We start from the raw sequence: 18,581 nt of genomic DNA on the forward strand, positions 1-18,581 counted from the left end.
CAATGCCGCCGCGCGAAATCGCTGAGCCGCTGCTTCCGAGCCACCCCGCGAAATGATCGGACACGAGGTAAGACAAGGCAAACCGGGCCACGGTGAGGGGATGGGCGCGTAGGCAGGCGCGCGCGGATTGTCGTTGAGCGCACAGTGGTGTCCGAGTCGGCATGCGATTAGGCTCCGAAAGAGGCCGGATTATTCGGCATTCGTATGGTGAGCTGCTGATTTCCGTTGTCGGCTCGTCCGGGCGGAGGTCGAGTCCGCCAGATGTCGACGGCGACTGGAGGTTCGCGATGGGGGAGGTGCGATTCGGCGGTTATCGGCTGGAGCGGCTGCTCGGCAAGGGCGGCATGGGGCAGGTCTGGCTGGCGTATGACACAGCGGCGACGAGATGGGTGGCGCTGAAACTTCTGCCGCCCGAACTCGCGACCGCCGCCGACTACCGCAAACGGTTCGAGCGTGAAGCCGAGGCGGTCGCCACACTGCGCGATCCACACGTACCGCGGATCCACGGATTCGGCGAGATCGATGGCCGGCTCTACATCGACATGCAGTTCGTCGAGGGCACCGATCTCGCGGGCAAGCTGGCCGCCGAGGGGCCGATGCGCCCGGACGTCGCGGTCGGCATCGTGGGGCACGCGGCGATCGCACTGGATGTGGCCCATCGGGCCGGGTTGGTGCACCGCGACGTCAAACCGTCGAACATCGTCGTGCATCCCACCGGTTACACCTACCTGATCGACTTCGGCATCGCACACGGACTCGGACAGACCGCCGTGACCGCCACGGGCATGGCGATCGGCACCCTGGCGTACATGGCCCCGGAGCGGTTCGCCGGCACCGTGGACGGACGCGCGGACGTCTATTCGCTGGCCTGTGTGCTCTACGAATGTCTCACCGGCGCGCGGCCCTACGGTGACACCGATCCCGCGCAGCAGATGCACGCCCACCTGATGACACCACCGCCGCGCATCAGCGCGGTATGCGCCGATGTTCCCGTCGAGCTCGACGCGGTCATCGCCCGTGGTCTGGCGAAGGACCCGGCCGATCGGTACTGCACCGCAGGCGATTTCGCTGCCGCGGCGCGCACCGCGCTCGGTGTGCCCGCCCCGCGTGGGCAGACCGCGCCGGCGCCCGCGGCCGAGTCGATGCCGCGGACCAGATATCTTTCCGAACCGGGCCGTCCGGCAACGAAGAGGCAGCCCGAGGAGTCCTCGGCGGAGCCTCCGCCCAGGCCCGAGCAGGCACCGGCCCCTGCACCGACCAAGGTCCTACCGGATCCCGGCCCGACGCCAACTCTGGTAGCGACCAAGCTCGACGTACCTGTCATTCCGCGTCCGTATTCCGATGTGGCACACAATAATCCGAATTCCGTGTCGTCGTCCGGCGGGGGGTGGGCACAGTACGGCGCACCGCAGTCACCTGGGGCTGCCGGTCCGGCAAATCCCGTTGCCGGACAGCCGAACCCAGGCGCGCTGCCCTGGTATTCGAACGGATCGCAGTCTGTCGTTGCTCGGTCTGGTCAGTCGGGCGCGAGTCCCGCCGGATGGCAGGCGCGGCTGCTCGCCTTCCAGGCGCGGGTGCAGCCTCGGAAGCACCGGCCGGTCGCGCCGTTGCCCGTACCGTATTCCCGGGTCGGCGCTCCTGCGCGCAAGGTCTTTCCCGCTCGGGTCGATCAGCGTGCCTATCAACCGGTTTCGCAGCGGCGCCCCTTCGTCCCCGCAGCGCGTCGACGGCCGCGGCGGCGGAACCTGATGTCGAAAGTGATCGGCGCACTGGTCGTGATCGTCCTGACGCCGTTCGCGCTCGCGGCGGGGTGTTTCGCGCTGATCGCCGCCGGGGGCAAGGCGGGCGACTCGGGTCCGCCCGCCCTGCCGCCCTCGGTGCGGGCGCAAGAATATCCCGGGCCGCCCCGGGATCAGTCGCCCGCCGAACCGGCAGTCCCGGCGTCGGTCGGCACCCCGGTTCGCGACGGCAAGTTCGAGTTCGTGGTGACGAAGGTCGACGCGGGCGTGTCGCGGGTCGGATTGCAAACGGCGGTGGGTTCGTTCCTGATCGTCACCGTGACCGTTCGCAACATCTCCGACGAGGTGAAATGGTTCCTGCCGATGGGCCAGCGACTGTTCGACACCCATGGCGCGCCGTTCGATCACAACGCCACCGCCACCATGTGGCAGAACACCCAACAGCGCCTCGGCTATTCATTCGAGCTGCGTCCCGGCCAGTCCGCCACCACCCAACTGGTCTTCGACCTACCCTCGCAGGCCGGTCCCGCCCAACTCGAACTGCACGACTTCGTTTTCTCCCACGGCGTCCAGGTGCGCCTCGACTGACCGGGCCACGCCGCACGCACGGTCGCCGACAGTCGGCTCAGGCGACGCGGACGGTGTCGAAGAGGGCGGTGCGGACCGCTTGGCGTCCGATGTCCAGTGCCCGGGCCAACAAGGTGGTGTCCCGGGCCGCGCTGTCGACGTCCGGGGAACCGGCCGGGGGGTGAATTGGCAGGACCGAGTCGCCGAGCTCGGTTAGCGCTCTGTCCTCGATGTCCTGCTGGTACGGGCGTTCGAGCCAGGCGCGGTACGCGCCGGGGGCTACGGCGCGCAGGTAGCCGCCACCGACGAGTTGGTGTAGTCGGGAGGCGGTCGGGCGTTTCTCGTCGACGCGGCGTGTGCGCAAGACCAAGGCATGGGTGGCGCCGCCGCGGACAGCGGCGCGGATCGGCACCGTTTCGGTCAGTCCGCCGTCGAAGTAGGCGGAGCCGCCGAGGGTGACCGGTGGCCCGGCCAGGATGGGCAGGCCCGCCGAGGCCCGTAGCGCGCGCATGAGCGTGCGCTTGTCGCTGATGTGCGGGTGGAGGTCGACGGCCTGGCCGGTGCGGGTGTCGGTGGCGATCGGATGAAGGGTGGTCGGGTTGGCCAGGATCGCGGGGAAGTCCATCGGCTCGATGCCGTCGTATACCTGGTGGACCAGATAGCGCAGGTCGAATGCGGGACGCCCACGCAGCAGACGCGACGGATCGACGGCTCGCCGCATGATCACCGGATCGGTCCAGGAGCGCATGCCGGGTACGGCGCGCCCGGACAGCAGCCACGCGCCGTTGATCGCGCCCGCGGACGTGCCGTAGACCGCGTCGAACACACCAGCGAGACCGAGTTCCTCCAGTGCGGCCACCATGCCGCTGGAGTAGACACCGCGGCTGCCGCCACCTTCCACGACGAGCACGAGCCGATGCCCGTCGGCACGGCCGGCGGAACTGTAGCGGTCGCGGATCACCTCCGCGACGGGGGAGACGCCTGGCGAGCTGGACACTCGACCACGATACGACACCACGGAATACGCATCAGGTCCGCAGGAGGTAGCTCACGTATCCCGGCGGGAGGCCGGCGAACGAATCGGACATCGCGGGGTGCGCGTCAGACGTGGGCGGAGGTAGCTCGCATATCCCGGGGAGCCGGCGCACGTCGCGCGATCGAACGGTCGGCGAGTTGCGCAGAGCGGGCGTTGGACATCGTTGTCCAACGCCCGCTCGGAACGGTTTTCGCCTGGTGTCTACTTGATTTCCGCGAGGACCGTGCCCTGGGTGATCGCTACGCCCGCTTCCACGGACAGACCGGTGACCACACCCGCTTTGTGTGCGTTGACCGGGTTCTCCATCTTCATCGCCTCGAGCACCACGATCAGGTCGCCCGCCTCGACGGACTGGCCTTCCTCGACGGCGACCTTGACGACGGTGCCTTGCATCGGAGCGGTGACCGCGTCACCGGAAGCCGCGCCGCCGCCCGCGCCGCCGCGCTTGCGCGGCTTGGGCTTCTTGCGGATCACACCGGCGCCGTTGCTCGCCGACGCGCCCGCTCCGCCGCCGACGGTGAAGTTGCCGGGCAGCGACACCTCGACCCGGCGCCCGCCGACCTCGACGACGACCTTCTGCCGAGGCAGATCTTCGTCCGCGTCAGCCGCGGCGCCCGCACCGGTGAACGGTTCGACGGTGTTGTTCCACTCGGTTTCGATCCACTTGGTGTAGACGTCGAACGTTTCGCCGTTTCCGACGAACGCCGGGTCTTCGACGATCGCACGGTGGAACGGGATGACGGTGGCCAGACCCTCGACCTGGAATTCGGCCAAGGCGCGCCGCGCCCGCTCCAGCGCTTGGAGGCGGTTCTCGCCGGTGACGATCAGTTTGGCCAGCATCGAGTCGAACTGTCCGCCGATCACGCTGCCCTGCACCACGCCGGAGTCGACCCGCACGCCGGGGCCGGTCGGCTCCTTGTACACGCTGACCGGGCCCGGGGCCGGCAGGAAGCCACGGCCCGCGTCCTCGCCGTTGATGCGGAATTCGAAGGAGTGGCCGCGGGGCGTCGGGTCTTCTTTGATCTCCAACTCTTCGCCGTTGGCGATACGGAACTGCTGGCGCACCAGGTCGAGGCCCGCGGTCTCCTCGGTGACCGGGTGCTCGACCTGCAGGCGGGTGTTCACTTCGAGGAAGGAGACCGTGTCGCCCTGCACCAGGTATTCGACCGTGCCCGCGCCGTAGTAGCCCGCTTCCCGGCAGATGGCCTTGGCGGAGGCGTGGATCTTCGCGCGCACCTCGTCGGACAGGAACGGCGCGGGGGCCTCCTCGACGAGCTTCTGGAAGCGCCGCTGCAGCGAGCAGTCGCGGGTACCCGCGACTACGACATTGCCATGCTTGTCGGCGATGACCTGCGCCTCGACATGGCGGGCCTTGTCCAGGTACTGCTCGACGAAGCACTCGCCGCGACCGAACGCGGCGATCGCCTCCCGGGTGGCCGACTCGAACAGTTCGGGGATCTCCTCGATGGAGTGCGCGACCTTCATGCCGCGGCCACCGCCGCCGAACGCTGCTTTGATCGCCACCGGAACGCCGTACTTCTCGGCGAACTCCACGACCTCGGCCGCGTTCTCGACCGGATCCTTGGTGCCTGCGGCCATCGGCGCCTTCGCGCGCTCGGCGATGTGTCGCGCGGTGACTTTGTCACCCAGATCGCGAATCGACTGCGGGGACGGGCCGATCCAGATCAGCCCGGCGTCGATGACAGCCTGGGCGAAATCGGCGTTCTCGGAAAGGAAGCCGTAGCCGGGGTGGATCGCGTCGGCGCCGGACTTGGCCGCGGCGTCCAGGATCTTGTCGAATACGAGGTACGACTCGGCCGAGGTCTGTCCGCCCAGGGCGAATGCCTCGTCAGCGAGCTGCACGAACGGCGCATCGGCATCCGGCTCGGCGTACACCGCGACGCTGCCGATGCCCGCGTCCTTGGCGGCCCGGATCACGCGCACCGCGATCTCACCTCGGTTGGCTACGAGTACCTTCGTGATCCGCGCGCTGGCATGGCTGGGCACTGAGCCTCCTGTGTGCAATCTTTGGTCGCTTCGCGGGGATGGGGTCGCTGCGCAGGCTCCGCTCCCGTGGTCGACAATTTACCTCTCGGGCGAGTGTAGGCAGTCCGCCGATACACGCCGAACTCGACCAGCCCTACTCGACAGTAGGTCGCAGATCATAACCCATGGCGCTGACCTGGTGGTGGCGGCCTGCCTACCTGCTGCGAGCCCGTCGCCAGCCGCCTCGAGGGATCTCGTCGGGTCCATTCCCGGTGGCGATCGACATCCGTACCGCGTTGCCCCATTCGGTCCGGGAACCGTCGAGGTTGCGGCAGTGTCGCAGCCGAGCGGGTAGGAACCACGGGTGACTGGACCGTACACGGCGTGGCTGTAGACCATCGCATCGTCCTGTTCGGTAAAACGGGTTCCGTCGATATAGTCGCGCGTGACCGGATCGTTCGGATCGCCTCGCCAGTCCACTGTCGTGGCGTCCGTAACGTGGCCGATGTCGTAGAGCACTATGTCCACATCGGACTCGATGAGGACGAGTCCTTTCGTGCCCATGTTTGCCGATAGCCACTCTGTGGTTACTAGTCGGTGAGGATGCGTATCGAATCGGATGAGGAGATGAGGATCCTGGCAGCGGGCACGTGTGGGTTCTTCATACGTGGGTAGGCGGTGGTGACAACGGGTTCGGGTCTCACAGCGACGCCAGGTGTGAGGCGATAGTGACTCTCGTTTCAGATCACAAATCGGATGAGGGATCAATAAATGGCACCTACATCCGATAAAGTCTCCCGGGAGGAGGGGTGAGCTATGTCCGATTCTTGGCCGCGGCGGCGATTGCTTGCGATCCTACGTGGCGCCAGCGAACCTCTCGACGCCCAGGAACTGGCCAGAATCACCGGACAGCACGTCACGACGGTTCGCTTCCATCTCGACGTGCTCACCAGGGAATCCCTTGTCCGGCAATTCCAGCAGCCACCCCGCGGTCGCGGGCGGCCGCGTATCGGATACAGCGCGGTACAGCGATCTGTTGGCTACCAGGATTTGGCGCAGGTGCTGGCCGATCAGTTGGGGCCCGACCCGCGGCGTCGCTCGGAAGCCGCCATAGCGGCGGGCCGGGCCTGGGGCGCCAAACTCGACGTCGATGACCACCGGATCGAATCGCTGGAAGATGCCAAAGACGTCACCATGACGCTGATGTCGGAGCTGGGCTTCGCGCCGGAGCGCGACTCGGCCGCGGAGACCGCCGAGCGCGTCGTGATCCGGCTTCCGGCCTGTCCGCTGCGCGAACTCGCTCGCACGCACTCCGAGGTGGTGTGCGGTGTGCACCTCGGCCTGATCGAAGAGGTGCTCGACCGCAGCGGGGCGCGCGGCGAGGTCGACGTCCAGTTGTATCCGTTCATCGAGCCGGAGCTGTGTATGGCGCGGCTGGAACTCGTCGCGGCCCGGCCCCCGGTCGACCAAGACGGGGCAACGGTTCCCGCCGCGTATGACGACGACGAGATGCCTCCCGAGCCGTTGATCGCGCCGTCAGGCCGTGTGGCCCCACAACTGCGTAACTCCGATGCCCACGTCGCCAAGCAGTCGGCGCAGCAGTGGTAGTCCGATGCCGATGACGCTGGATGGATCTCCGTCGATGCGGTCGACGAACCAGCCGCCCAGCCCATCGAGGGTGAACGCACCCGCCACGTGCAACGGTTCACCGGTCGCGATGTAGGCGTCCAACTCGTCGGGTTCCGGTTTGGCGAAATGCACCGTGGTGGCGCTGTGGTCGACCGCCTCGGCAGCGATCTGCCCTTCCCGCAGCCGCAGTACGCAGTGGCCGGTCACCAGATCGGCGCTGCGCCCCGCCATCACGCCCCAGCGAGCACGGGCGACGTCGGGAGTGTGTGGTTTGCCCTGTAACTCGCCATCGACGAGCAGCATGGAGTCGCAGGCCACGACCACGCAATCGGTGGCGAATTCGGGAATGGCGGCGGCTACCGCGGCCGCTTTGGCGCGGGCCAGTTCGACAACCACCACCTGGGGCGCGGTGCCCTGCGGGAGAGCGTCGGCCACCGCGTCTTCGTCCACCTCCGATACTCGGACGATCGGATCGATACCCGCCGCGCGGAGTACTTCTCGGCGCGCTGGGGACGCGGAAGCGAGAACCAGCCTGGTCACCCGCGCAGGTGCGACAGCTGAGGGAATGCGTACGGAGCGAACGGCGAACTGCCGCGGTGCATCAGGGTCGGGCGACCCCACAGGTCCGGCGGACCGGACGGGCCCACCGCTGCCGCGCTGTTCGCGGCGGCGGACAGGACGCATACCAATGCGGCGAGTTCCTCGTCGGTGGGCGCGCCCTTGAGAACGCGGAACAACGGTTCCGCGGTGGCTTCGGCACGTGCGGCGATCACGTTCGCGTCGGAAGTCGCTACGACCTCCTCCGCGATCGGGTCGACTGTGAAATCCAGTTCGACGGCGCTCAACACATCTTCTTCTGCCACGGTTGTCACAGTGCCAGATCCTCTCTTTGCCTCGATCGCGTTGTCCTGATCAGGCATGTTCGGCGTATTCCGATGTATCCGGATGAAGCGATTATCCTCGGATCCACTCATTACGTCTCCGCAACCAGTGTGCGCGGCCTACCGAGGTATCGCTTGATCACAGCGGGATGTTGCCGTGTTTCTTCGGTGGGAGACTGACCATCTTGCGTTCGAGCAGTCGCAGCGCCGACACGATCTGACCGCGCGTGTGCGACGGCGGAATGACCGCGTCCACGTATCCACGCTCGGCGGCTACGTACGGGTTGACCAGCGTGTCCTCGTACTCGTTCTGTAGCTCGAGCCGCAGCGCGTCGACGTCGGCGCCGTCCTTGGCGGCCTGCTGCAATTGTTTGCGGTACACGAATCCGACCGCGCCGGAAGCGCCCATGACCGCAATCTGAGCGGTCGGCCAGGCGAGGTTCACGTCGGCGCCCATGTGCTTGGAACCCATGACGTCGTAGGCGCCGCCGTAGGCCTTACGCGTGATGATCGTGATTTTGCCCACGGTGGCCTCGCCGTAGGCGTACAGCAGCTTCGCGCCACGCCGGATGATGCCGTTGTATTCCTGGTCGGTGCCGGGCAGGAATCCGGGGACGTCGACCAGGGTGACGATCGGGATGTTGAACGCGTCGCAGGTGCGTACGAAACGCGCCGCCTTCTCCGAGGCGTCGATGTCCAGGCAGCCCGCGAACTGCGTGGGTTGGTTGGCCACGATGCCGACACTGCGGCCGTCGATCCGGCCGAAGCCGACGATGATGTTCATCGCGCGCTCGGCCTGCACTTCGAGGAACTCGTCGTCGTCGAGCAGACGACAGATCACCTCGTGCATGTCGTAGGGCTGGTTCGGCGAATCCGGGATGATCGAGTCCAACTCGAGGTCCTCGTCGGTGAGCGAGTCCTCGATCGCGCCGTCGACCGGGTCGGTGGCCGGGAAACGCGGCGCCTCGGCGCGGTTGTTGCTCGGCAGGTAGGACAGCAGGTCCTTGACGTAGTCCAACGCGTCCTGCTCGCCGGACGCGACGTAGTGCGCGACGCCCGACTTGGTCATGTGCGTGTGCGCACCGCCGAGATCCTCCATGGTGACGTCTTCGCCGGTGACCGTCTTGATGACGTCCGGGCCGGTGACGAACATCTGGCTGGCGCCGTCGACCATCACCACGAAGTCGGTCAACGCGGGGGAGTACACGTGACCGCCGGCGGCCGGGCCCATGATCAGCGAGATCTGCGGGATCACGCCGGAGGCCTGGATGTTGCGGTGGAAGATCTCGCCGTAGAGGCCGAGTGAGACGACGCCCTCCTGAATGCGTGCACCCGCGCCTTCGTTGATGCCGATCAGCGGACGGCCGGTCTTCAGTGCCAAATCCATTACTTTGACGATCTTCTCGCCGTAGACCTCGCCGAGGCTGCCACCGAATACGGTGACGTCCTGGCTGAACAGGCAGACGTCGCGGCCGTCGATGGTGCCGTAGCCGGTCACCACCCCGTCGCCGAGCGGCCGGTTGTTCTCCAGACCGAAGTTCACGCTCCGATGGCGGGCCAACGCGTCGAGTTCGACGAACGAACCTTCGTCCAGCAGGGCGAGGATGCGCTCACGGGCGGTCATCTTGCCCTTCGCATGCACCTTGTCGACTGCGGCCTCACCCATCGGGTGCTTGGCGTCTTCCAGCCGATTCCGCAGGTCAGCCAGCTTCCCGGCAGTGGTGTGGATATCGGGGGAGCCCGCCGAACCTGATGCGGGCTGCTGCTGGACACTCGTCATGGCTCCGGAGTGTAACGAGTGCCAGTGCTTCGTTCTAGCGGAGGCCGGCCTACCGGTGAGTAAAAACCGCAGCTAGATCAGGTTTCAGGCTCGAATTTCCCCGTCGGTCGGTGGGTGCGGGAGGCGCACGATGAGTATCGCGGGCGGTGCGGTCGGGATCGCCTGGGACGACCGATTTCGAGATGCCGAAAGAACCGGCGGAAGGGATCTGGGGCAGAACGGTCGCCGAACCCGACGCGACTGCCGCGGCATGGACGAGGATGTCGACCGTCGAAGTCGCGCGGACCTACGACGAGTCCGATCACGGCGCCGGTGGCGGTGCGGACACGGACGGCGTCCGAGCAGGACCGGGCGGAAAGGGCGGCCGGCGACCCCGAGTCCGCGAGCCCGACCTCGTCGGGTGGCATGGTGCGCGGCGAGTAGCCTGCCGATGTGCAAAGGCAACCGTTGGATGCAGGGCAATTGCGGCGCAGTGTCGTCGAGTCGCCCGAGCTGTCGTTCTTCCGCCACATCGATGTGGTGGAGACGACCGGGTCCACGAACGTGGACCTGATCGCGCGCGCGGGCGAGCCGGACGCCGACCGGGCGGTGCTGCTCGCGGAGGCACAGCAACACGGGCGTGGACGACACGCGCGAACCTGGGTCAGCCCGTCGCGGGCACAGATCGCGATGTCGATGCTGCTGCGGTTGCCCGGAATCGAACCCGCCTCGCTCGGCTGGCTGCCGCTGCTGACCGGCGTCGCCGTGGTCGACGCGCTGCGTGCGACCGCGGGGGTCGCCGCATACCTCAAGTGGCCCAACGACGTGCTGATCGACGGCCGAAAGGTCGCGGGCATCCTCGCCGAAGTCGCGGCGGGTGACCAGGGGCCTGCCGTGGTGGTCGGCGTCGGGCTCAACGTGAGTCTGACCGAGGCGGAACTGCCGGCGCCGCATACCACGTCGCTCACCCTGGCCGGCGCGACGCAGACCGATCGCACCGTGCTCGCGCGAGCGCTGCTGACCGAGTTCGCCCGTCGCTTCACCGCGTGGCGCGACCGGAACTGGGCTACCACCGACCTCGCCGCCGCCTACCGTGAGCGGTGCAGCACGATCGGCGCCGAGGTTCGGGCCGAGTTGCCCGGCGGTCGGACGCTGACCGGTCTCGCCGGCGGTATCGACGACGCGGGCCGCCTACTCATCGGCGACCAGGCGGTGTCGGCGGCCGATGTCACCCATTTGCGCGCGGAATACTGATACTGCCGAGAGTGCCCGCCTGCTCGCCGGATCGTCGGGAACCGGCAGACGCGCCGACGATCGTGCCGCACGACGCGCTTCGGTGTCGGCCGCTCGGGCTCGAGCACGCGGTAGGGTGCCTGACATGGGTTATCCGGAGGATGTGCTGGCGCCCGACGAACAGCTGATACTCCATCGTCATCCGCACTGGAAAATGCTGTTCTGGCCGATTGTGACACTCATCGTCGCTACCGCACTCGCCGGTTTCGCCGGGGGACTCATCGCACGCAAGACCGAGGCAAGTGCGCGGTCCGCGCTGCTGATCACGGTGCTCGTGGTGTACCTGGTCGTCCTCGGATGGCGTTGTGTCGCACCGATAGTCAGCTGGAAGTCGACGCATTTCATCATCACCGACCGCAGGGTGCTCGTTCGCCTCGGTGTGCTCACGCACACCGGTATCGACATTCCGATGAGCCGGATCTCCAGTGTGCAGTTCCGGCACGGACTGTTCGACCGCATGCTCGGCACCGGCACGCTGATCATCGAGTCGTCGTCGGCCGAACCGCTCGAGTACGACGACATCCCCGCCGTGCAGCAGGTGCACGCGCTGCTCTACCACCAGGTGTTCGATGTCGAGCGCGGTCACGCCGGTCGCGGTACCCGGGACGACCGTGGCGGCTACCGATAAGCCGTAACCTGGGCAGATGACCGCTGTACTGCTGGCCGAAGACGACGAGGCCATCGCCGCGCCGCTGTCGCGTGCGCTCGGGCGTGAGGGCTATTCGGTGACCGTCGAGCGTTTCGGGCCCGCCGTGCTGACGCGTGCGCTGGAAGGCAACCACGATCTGCTCATCCTCGATCTCGGCCTGCCCGGCATGGACGGGCTGGAGGTGTGCCGTCAGGTGCGTGCTCGCGGTGCGGATCTGGCCGTGCTGATGCTCACCGCGCGCACCGACGAGGTGGATTTCGTGGTCGGCCTGGACGCGGGCGCCGATGACTATGTCGGCAAGCCGTTCCGGCTCGCGGAATTGCTCGCCCGGGTGCGGGCGTTGTTGCGCCGCAGCGGAATCGGTGACGACACGGTCGAGGTCGGCGGTATCCGGTTGGAGCCGGCGGCACGGCGGGTTCTGGTCAATGGCGTCGAAATCGGGTTGGCCAACAAGGAATACGAGTTGCTCAAGGTACTGATCGACCGAGCGGGCCAAGTGGTGCCGCGCGAAACGATCTTGCGTGAGGTCTGGGGGGACGCAGAGCTACGCGGATCCAAGACCCTGGACATGCACATGTCTTGGCTGCGCCGCAAGATCGGCGACGAGGGCCCGATGGCCGAGCGCCGTATCGTCACCGTCCGCGGTGTCGGATTCCGACTGAATACCGACTGACGTGCGCCGGAGGATTCTGCGTTCGATGCTCACCGTGCTGACCCTCACCACGGTGGTGCTCGGCTTGCCGCTCATCTACACGGCTTGGCTGTGGGTCGAGGACATCACCCGCAACGACTTGCAGAACCGGTTGGACCGGATCGCCGTGGAGATCATCGCGCAGGAGCGTGGCGACGGCACGGTGCTCGGCGAACTGGACACCCGGTCGGTGGCGCCACTGGTTCCGGAGCACGGCAAGCTCACCATCGTCTACCCGTCGCCACAGGACAACGCTTCGCGGCGCGACATCGGGGTGGCCGACGTGTCCGACCCGCTGGTGGAGTCACTGTCGATGGGGACACTGGGATCGCTGCGCTTGGAGGTGCCTTCGGCGCCGATGCACGCCATGCAGCGTCAGGCGGTCGCGGTGGTCGCGCTCGCGGTGCTCGCCTCGCTGGGCGCGGCGGTCTCGGTCGCGGTGGTCACCGCCCGCCGGGTGGCCGATCCGTTGCGCGATGTCGCCGCACGCGCCGCCCGGCTGGCGATGGGCGATTTCCGCCCCGATCCGCGCCGGCACGGCATCTCGGAACTGGACCGCGTCTCGGATGTGCTGGACTCGGCGACCGTGGAGATCGCCGGACGGCTCCAGCGCGAGCACGCGTTGGTCGCCGATGTCTCGCACCAACTGCGCAGCAGGCTCACCGCCGTGCGGCTCCGTCTCGACGAGTTGTCCACGCACTCCGACCCCGAGGTGGTGCACGAGGCGGAGGAGGCAATGGCCCAGGTGGACCGGCTCACCGACGCGATCGACGATCTTGTGCGCACCTCTCGTGACGAGGACGCGGCCGACCGGGATCCGGTGCCGGTGATGGCCGAACTGCGCGGTGTGGTCGCCGAATGGACCCACCCGTTCAGTGAGGCGGGCCGGACGCTCACGTTGACCGGAGACGAGTCATTGCGCGCGCCGATCACCGGTTCGCGGCTGCGCGAGGCGGTCGCGGTGCTGGTGGACAACGCGCTCATGCACGGTGGCGGGACCTGCACGGTGTCGGTGCGCACGGTCCGGCCGGGGGGCGACCGGGAACCGCTCGTCTGTGTCGAGGTCGCCGACGAGGGCGATGGGATCCGCGACGAGTTGGCGCCGCACGTTTTCGATCGGGGATTCTCCGCGGGCGGATCGACCGGCGTGGGATTGGCGCTGGCGCGGGCGTTGGTCGAAGCCGACGGCGGGCGCCTGGAATTGCAGCGACGCAGACCCGCGCTGTTCGCGGTATTCCTGGGGGCTTCGGCGTCCCGGCCGTCGAACGTGGGTGTGTCCGAGCCGCGGTGACTCAGCCGCGGCCGAGTTCCTCTTCCACCAGATCCTCGAATTCCGCGTCGATCTCGCTCATTTCGTCGGGGAAGACCCAGCGGCGCATGGCCCAGAACCGGAAGGCCATCTGCAGCAGATTACCGATGACGAAGGCGCTGATGAAGTCGGCGACGTTCTCGACGGTGAAGCTCACATTGGGCTGGCGCAGGTCGAAGACGTAGCTGGAAATCCAGAGCGGAGTGAAGGCGAGCACCACCCCGACGCCGCTGACGCCGAAGAACAACAGCGCTTCGTGGTGGCGTTCGCGGCCACCGCGGTTCTTGAACGACCATTCCCGATTCAGGATGTAGGACGCGATCACGGCGAGGACGCCGGAAATGATCTTGGCGGTGACCGGTTTCTCCGCCAGCACCGTCCACTTCAGCATGTAGAAGATGCCGCTGTCGATCACGAAGGTGGTCGCGCCGACGATCGCGAACTTGATCAACTCCCGATGCCGGTACGCGATGTCTTGCAGCGGCTTGGGGAGGACGCTGACCACGTCGTCGACGAATGACACAACACCGGAGTGTACCGGTACCGCTCATTGCCACCGGACATGACAATATTGTCCGACGTGAGCGCACGTTCTTTCGATCCGTCGGCCATGCCCACCGTCACCATGATCGGTGGCGGTCAGTTGGCGCGCATGACCCACCAGGCGGCGATCGCGCTCGGCCAGCGGCTCCGTGTGCTCGCCGAGACCCCCGACGACCCGGCCGCTCAGGTGAGTCCCGAGGTGGTACTCGGCAGCCACACCGACCTGGCCGCCCTGCGCAAGGCGGCGGTCGGCTCGCACGCCCTGACCTTCGACCACGAACATGTGCCGACCGAGCACCTGGAGACACTGGTCGCCGAGGGCGTCAACGTGCAGCCGCCACCGCAGGCTTTGGTCTTCGCGCAGGACAAGCTGGCCATGCGCACCAAACTCGCCGAACTGGGGCTGCCCGTGCCCGCGTTCACACCGGTGACCTCGCCGGCCGACGCGGTGCGTTTCGGTGCCGAACACGACTGGCGCGTGGTGTTGAAGGCGGTGCGCGGCGGTTACGACGGGCGCGGCGTGTGGATGCCCGACTCCGCCGAGGCGGCCGAGGCGATCGTCGTCGATCAACTCGCACACGGTGTGCAACTGCTCGCGGAGGCGAAGGTCGACCTGAAGCGGGAGCTGTCGGCGATGGTGGCCCGCTCGCCGTTCGGGCAGGCGGCGACCTGGCCGGTGGTGGAGACCGTGCAGCGCAACGGGCAGTGCGCGGTGGTGATCGCGCCCGCGCCCGGCCTGCCCGAGCAGGTGGCTGTGGCCGCCGAGACCATGGCGCTGAACCTGGCCGAGGAGCTCGGCGTCGTCGGCGCGATGGCGGTGGAGTTGTTCGAGACCGACGACGGCGCCTTGCTGGTGAACGAATTGGCTATGCGCCCGCATAATTCCGGGCACTGGGGGATGGACGGTGCGCGCACCGGACAGTTCGAGCAGCATCTGCGTGCGGTGCTGGACTACCCGCTCGGCGACACCAGCCCGTTGGCGCCGGTCACCGTGATGGCCAATATCCTCGGCGCGCCCGAGGCGCCGGCCATGTCGATGGACGAGCGGCTGCACCACCTGTTCGCCAGGATGCCCGCGGCCAAAGTGCACCTGTACGGCAAGGGCGAGCGCCCCGCACGCAAGATCGGGCATGTCAACATCCTCGGCGACGACGTGGCCGAGGTCAGGGAGAAGGCCGAGCGCGCGGCGCACTGGATGTCGCACGCAGTTTGGACCGATGGATGGGATCCGCATGAGTGACGCAGTGGCAGTGACGCCGGCGGTCGGCCTGATCATGGGCAGCGACTCGGACTGGCCGACCATGGAGGCCGCCGCGCAAGCATTGGCGGAGTTCGGAATTCGCTTCGAGGTGGGTGTCGTCTCAGCGCACCGCACCCCACAGCGCATGCTCGACTACGCACGTGACGCGGCGGGCCGTGGGCTGAAGGTCATCATCGCGGGCGCGGGTGGCGCGGCCCACCTCCCCGGCATGGTCGCCTCGGCAACGGCCCTTCCGGTGATCGGTGTGCCCGTCCCACTGAAGTATCTCGACGGCATGGACTCGCTGCTGTCCATAGTCCAGATGCCTGCGGGCGTCCCGGTGGCTACCGTCTCCATCGGAGGCGCACGTAACGCGGGCCTGCTCGCCGTGCGCATCCTCGCCGCCGCCGACCCCGCCCTGCGGACCCGCATGGAAGAGTTCCAGGCCGGGCTCGAACAGATGGTCTCGGAAAAGGACGACGCGCTGCGCGCACGACTCCTGGGCTGAGTCGCAGTCGATCCGGGTAGCGCGACAGGCGGATGATCCTCTGGGCCGGAGTTGTCCGCCTCGGCGACACCACACGCAGGAACGTCACTGTGGGGAACTCGCGTCCGCGCCTTCTGACTACGGTGAGTCCGTGACTACTGGTGACATCGCTCGGGTGCGGGGCGGCGACGACACCGCGCACTTTCGACTCATGGTCGTGGATCAGGCATTGCGGTTGTTTGCCGCGAAGGGGTACGAGTCGACGGCGGTGGATGAGATCGCGGAGGCGGCCGGGATCTCGCGGCGGACGTTCTTCCGGCAATTCCGGTCGAAGGAGGACGTGATCTTCGCCGACCACGAGTCGCAGTTGGCGCAGGCGCAGGAGTTTCTGACGGCCTCGCGCGAGGATCCGTGGGAGGCGGTGTGCGCGGCGGTGGTGCTGGTGTTCGAGCGATTCACGCAGTGGCGGGAGATCGCGGCGCGGCGTTACCAGGTGGTCCGCCAAGTGCCCGCGCTGCGCGAGCGCGAGATCGTCACGGTGTTCCGCTATGAGCGGTTGTTCACCGACTACTTGCGTGAGCGACTGCCCGAGGTACCGGACCTGGCCCGGGTGCAGTTCGCCGCGGCTGTCACGACGACGCACAACTACCTGCTGCGCCGGATGGTGCGCGGCGAGTCGGACGCCGGCGCGGCCGACCTGCGGGTCGAGCTGGCCGCGATTCCGCGCGGCGCCGGGCGCGCGGTGCACGCCGACGAGTTGGTCGTCGCGGTCTTCCCGCGCGATGCCCCGCCCCGACAGGTCGCCGATCTGCTCGCCCGCAAACTCGGTACGCTCTAGCATCCACCGGAACGTCGGCTACTGACACTGAGTGTCAGGTAATACATGCATGTGATCGCCTTTTTGCGGGTATGCTGAGGTCATATATGGCACTGAGTGCCGATGCGTTGATCCGCCCGGCGCGGATCGGCGATCACGACCGACGACCAGGAGTGAGCCGCATGGCGGGAAACCCCGATTTCGACCTGTTCAAGCTCGAGGACTTTCACGATGAGCTGCGTGCTGCGATCCGCGGTCTCGCGGAGAAGGAGATCGCTCCGCACGCCAAGGACGTCGATGGCGATGCTCGCTTCCCCGAGGAGGCGCTGACCGCGCTCAATGCCGCGGGCTTCAACGCGGTGCACGTGCCGGAGGCCTACGGTGGCCAAGGCGCCGACTCGGTGGCCACCTGCATCGTGATCGAAGAGGTCGCTCGCGTCTGCGGTTCCTCGTCGCTGATCCCCGCGGTCAACAAACTCGGCACCATGGGAATGATCCTGAACGGCTCCGAGGAGTTGAAGAAGAAGGTCCTGCCGGACATCGTCGACGGCGAGATGGCCTCCTACGCCCTCTCCGAACGTGAGGCCGGTTCCGACGCGGCCGGCATGCGTACCCGGGCCAAGCGGGAGGGTGACGACTGGATCATCAACGGATCCAAATGCTGGATCACCAACGGCGGCAAGTCCTCCTGGTACACGGTCATGGCCGTGACCGACGCGGACAAGGGCGCCAACGGCATCTCGGCGTTCCTGGTACACAAGGACGACGAGGGCTTCGTGGTCGGCCCGCTGGAGCACAAGCTCGGCATCAAGGGTTCGCCTACGGCGGAGCTGTACTTCGAGAACTGCCGGGTACCGGGCGACCGGATCGTCGGCGAACCGGGCACCGGTTTCAAGACCGCGTTGCAGACCCTCGACCACACCCGCCCGACCATCGGGGCGCAGGCCGTCGGCCTGGCCCAAGGCGCGCTGGACGCGGCCATCGCGTATACCAAGGACCGCAAGCAATTCGGTACATCGATCGCCGACTTCCAGAACACCCAGTTCATGCTCGCCGACATGGCGATGAAGATCGAGGCCGCCCGCCTGATGGTCTACACCTCGGCCGCCCGCGCCGAGCGTGGCGAAAAGAATCTCGGCTTCATCTCCGCCGCCGCCAAGTGCTTCGCCTCCGACGTCGCGATGGAGGTGACGACCAACGCCGTCCAGCTGTTCGGCGGCGCGGGGTATACCACCGACTTCCCGGTGGAGCGCATGATGCGCGATGCGAAGATCACCCAGATCTACGAGGGCACCAACCAGATCCAGCGCCTGGTCATGTCCCGCGCCCTGCTCAAGTGATGTGGCGCGGCTTCGCCTGAAAACGCGAGTCGGGCCGTCTCCAGGCCGTAGCTCGAACAACCCGTGATCGCTGGCCGTGCGTGTGGGAAGGTCGACGCTGCGCGGCTAGCCCACCGGCAGCATGGCGGGCATGGAGCGGTAGGCGTGCAGGTTCCGCAGGTGGTGCGGGATCGGCGGGCCGTCCAGGCGCAGATCCGGGTATCGCTCGAAGAGGGCGCGTAGCGCGATGGTGCCCTCCAGTCGGGCGAGTCTGGCTCCCAGGCAGCCGTGTATCCCGCTGCTGAAGGAGAGATGGTCCGCGGCGTTGGCCCTGGTGACATCGAATTGTTCGGGATCGGGGAACACGCCGGGGTCGTAGTTGGCGCCCGCCAACGACAACAAGACCAGGGAACCGCGTTTGACATGCTGATCGGCGATGTCGATGTCGCAGCTCGCGACCCGGCCGGTCATCCGGACGGGGCCGTCGTAGCGGAGGATTTCGTCGACCGCGCCGTCCCAGAGTTCCGGCTGCGCCGACAGTAGCTCCAGCTGTTCTGGATGCCTGGTCAGCAGGGCGATGCCGTTGCCGAGCATGTTCACCGTCGTCAGGAATCCGGCGTCCAGGAGCAGGGCCGC

The 18,581-nt window shown here is 67.3% G+C and carries 16 protein-coding genes and 2 pseudogenes; 10 read left to right on the forward strand and 8 right to left on the reverse strand.

From position 1 onward, the window contains the following. Positions 1-287 precede the first annotated feature (287 nt). Positions 288-2,327, forward strand: coding sequence for a protein kinase (locus AB0B25_RS27205; protein WP_357185120.1), 2,040 nt, complete (start codon positions 288-290; stop codon positions 2,325-2,327). 37 nt (positions 2,328-2,364) lie between these two features. Here AB0B25_RS27205 and AB0B25_RS27210 read toward each other — a convergent pair whose 3' ends face one another. From AB0B25_RS27210 to AB0B25_RS27220, 3 genes and pseudogenes are all read right to left on the reverse strand, one after another. Then, positions 2,365-3,303, reverse strand: coding sequence for a patatin family protein (locus tag AB0B25_RS27210; protein WP_357185122.1), 939 nt, complete (start codon positions 3,301-3,303; stop codon positions 2,365-2,367). 240 nt (positions 3,304-3,543) lie between these two features. After that, positions 3,544-5,349 carry an acetyl/propionyl/methylcrotonyl-CoA carboxylase subunit alpha gene (locus tag AB0B25_RS27215; protein WP_357185124.1) on the reverse strand — a complete coding sequence of 602 codons (1,806 nt, stop codon included), beginning with the start codon at positions 5,347-5,349 and terminating at the stop codon, positions 3,544-3,546. A gap of 390 nt (positions 5,350-5,739) precedes the next feature. Continuing rightward, a pseudogene (locus tag AB0B25_RS27220) lies at positions 5,740-5,892 on the reverse strand (sulfurtransferase); the annotation flags it as partial. Between the two features lie 252 nt (positions 5,893-6,144). On the opposite strand from AB0B25_RS27220, the gene AB0B25_RS27225 reads away from it, so the two are divergent. Continuing rightward, positions 6,145-6,936: a transcriptional regulator gene (locus AB0B25_RS27225; protein WP_357185126.1), complete on the forward strand. Its 792-nt coding sequence runs from the start codon at positions 6,145-6,147 to the stop codon at positions 6,934-6,936. Here AB0B25_RS27225 and AB0B25_RS27230 read toward each other — a convergent pair. The 3 genes from AB0B25_RS27230 to AB0B25_RS27240 all read right to left on the reverse strand — a co-directional run bounded on the left by AB0B25_RS27230 (position 6,865) and on the right by AB0B25_RS27240 (position 9,618). Further along, positions 6,865-7,497, reverse strand: coding sequence for a nucleoside triphosphate pyrophosphatase (locus AB0B25_RS27230; protein ID WP_357185129.1), 633 nt, complete (start codon positions 7,495-7,497; stop codon positions 6,865-6,867). The two genes, AB0B25_RS27225 and AB0B25_RS27230, sit on opposite strands and share 72 nt — an antisense overlap. Beyond that, positions 7,494-7,829 (reverse strand): acyl-CoA carboxylase subunit epsilon, encoded by a 336-nt coding sequence (locus tag AB0B25_RS27235; RefSeq protein ID WP_357185132.1) that lies wholly within the window; start codon positions 7,827-7,829, stop codon positions 7,494-7,496. Before AB0B25_RS27235 ends, AB0B25_RS27230 begins: the two co-directional genes overlap by 4 nt. 148 nt (positions 7,830-7,977) lie before the next feature. Next, a complete protein-coding gene (locus tag AB0B25_RS27240; protein WP_357185135.1) occupies positions 7,978-9,618 on the reverse strand; it encodes an acyl-CoA carboxylase subunit beta in 1,641 nt (546 codons plus the stop codon). A 432-nt stretch (positions 9,619-10,050) separates the two neighbouring features. Between AB0B25_RS27240 and AB0B25_RS27245 the strand changes: the two genes are divergently transcribed. The 4 genes from AB0B25_RS27245 (at position 10,051) to AB0B25_RS27260 (ending at position 13,521) form a co-directional block, all read left to right on the forward strand. Next, a complete protein-coding gene (locus tag AB0B25_RS27245) occupies positions 10,051-10,851 on the forward strand; it encodes a biotin--[acetyl-CoA-carboxylase] ligase (RefSeq protein ID WP_357185137.1) in 801 nt (266 codons plus the stop codon). Positions 10,852-10,975: 124 nt separating this feature from the next. Further along, positions 10,976-11,518: a PH domain-containing protein gene (locus AB0B25_RS27250; RefSeq protein ID WP_357185139.1), complete on the forward strand. Its 543-nt coding sequence runs from the start codon at positions 10,976-10,978 to the stop codon at positions 11,516-11,518. Between the two features lie 16 nt (positions 11,519-11,534). Further along, complete coding sequence (locus AB0B25_RS27255) at positions 11,535-12,212, forward strand: response regulator transcription factor (RefSeq protein ID WP_357185142.1); 678 nt, start codon at positions 11,535-11,537, stop codon at positions 12,210-12,212. Position 12,213: 1 nt separating this feature from the next. Continuing rightward, positions 12,214-13,521 carry a HAMP domain-containing sensor histidine kinase gene (locus AB0B25_RS27260; protein WP_357185144.1) on the forward strand — a complete coding sequence of 436 codons (1,308 nt, stop codon included), beginning with the start codon at positions 12,214-12,216 and terminating at the stop codon, positions 13,519-13,521. A 61-nt stretch (positions 13,522-13,582) separates the two neighbouring features. Here the strand turns inward: AB0B25_RS27260 and AB0B25_RS27265 are convergent. Next, positions 13,583-14,062: pseudogene (locus AB0B25_RS27265) on the reverse strand (GtrA family protein); the annotation flags it as partial. Positions 14,063-14,149: 87 nt separating this feature from the next. On the opposite strand from AB0B25_RS27265, the gene AB0B25_RS27270 reads away from it, so the two are divergent. The 4 genes from AB0B25_RS27270 (at position 14,150) to AB0B25_RS27285 (ending at position 17,966) form a co-directional block, all read left to right on the forward strand. Beyond that, positions 14,150-15,322 (forward strand): 5-(carboxyamino)imidazole ribonucleotide synthase, encoded by a 1,173-nt coding sequence (locus AB0B25_RS27270; protein WP_357185155.1) that lies wholly within the window; start codon positions 14,150-14,152, stop codon positions 15,320-15,322. Next, positions 15,315-15,830 (forward strand): 5-(carboxyamino)imidazole ribonucleotide mutase, encoded by a 516-nt coding sequence (gene purE / locus AB0B25_RS27275; RefSeq protein ID WP_357185147.1) that lies wholly within the window; start codon positions 15,315-15,317, stop codon positions 15,828-15,830. Before AB0B25_RS27270 ends, purE begins: the two co-directional genes overlap by 8 nt. A 190-nt stretch (positions 15,831-16,020) precedes the next feature. Next, a complete protein-coding gene (locus AB0B25_RS27280; RefSeq protein ID WP_357185158.1) occupies positions 16,021-16,647 on the forward strand; it encodes a TetR family transcriptional regulator in 627 nt (208 codons plus the stop codon). 161 nt (positions 16,648-16,808) lie between these two features. Then, positions 16,809-17,966, forward strand: a complete 1,158-nt coding sequence (locus tag AB0B25_RS27285) for an acyl-CoA dehydrogenase (protein ID WP_357185161.1) — start codon at positions 16,809-16,811, stop codon at positions 17,964-17,966. Between the two features lie 105 nt (positions 17,967-18,071). On the opposite strand, the gene AB0B25_RS27290 is transcribed toward AB0B25_RS27285, so the two are convergent. Further along, the coding region (locus tag AB0B25_RS27290; protein WP_357185149.1) for a cytochrome P450 at positions 18,072-18,581 on the reverse strand (510 nt) is incomplete at its 5' end.

Source organism: Nocardia sp. NPDC049190 (assembly GCF_040648115.1).
Taxonomy (GTDB): domain Bacteria; phylum Actinomycetota; class Actinomycetes; order Mycobacteriales; family Mycobacteriaceae; genus Nocardia.

Bases quoted from the DNA above. Each gene is read 5' to 3' on its own strand.
- AB0B25_RS27205 (WP_357185120.1), top strand. From the start codon at position 288: ATGGGGGAGGTGCGATTCGGCGGTTATCGGCTGGAGCGGCTGCTCGGC.
- AB0B25_RS27225 (WP_357185126.1), top strand. From the start codon at position 6,145: ATGTCCGATTCTTGGCCGCGGCGGCGATTGCTTGCGATCCTACGTGGC.
- AB0B25_RS27240 (WP_357185135.1), bottom strand. From the start codon at position 9,618: ATGACGAGTGTCCAGCAGCAGCCCGCATCAGGTTCGGCGGGCTCCCCC.
- AB0B25_RS27250 (WP_357185139.1), top strand. From the start codon at position 10,976: ATGGGTTATCCGGAGGATGTGCTGGCGCCCGACGAACAGCTGATACTC.
- AB0B25_RS27255 (WP_357185142.1), top strand. From the start codon at position 11,535: ATGACCGCTGTACTGCTGGCCGAAGACGACGAGGCCATCGCCGCGCCG.
- AB0B25_RS27270 (WP_357185155.1), top strand. From the start codon at position 14,150: ATGCCCACCGTCACCATGATCGGTGGCGGTCAGTTGGCGCGCATGACC.
- purE (WP_357185147.1), top strand. From the start codon at position 15,315: ATGAGTGACGCAGTGGCAGTGACGCCGGCGGTCGGCCTGATCATGGGC.
- AB0B25_RS27280 (WP_357185158.1), top strand. From the start codon at position 16,021: ATGGTCGTGGATCAGGCATTGCGGTTGTTTGCCGCGAAGGGGTACGAG.
- AB0B25_RS27285 (WP_357185161.1), top strand. From the start codon at position 16,809: ATGGCGGGAAACCCCGATTTCGACCTGTTCAAGCTCGAGGACTTTCAC.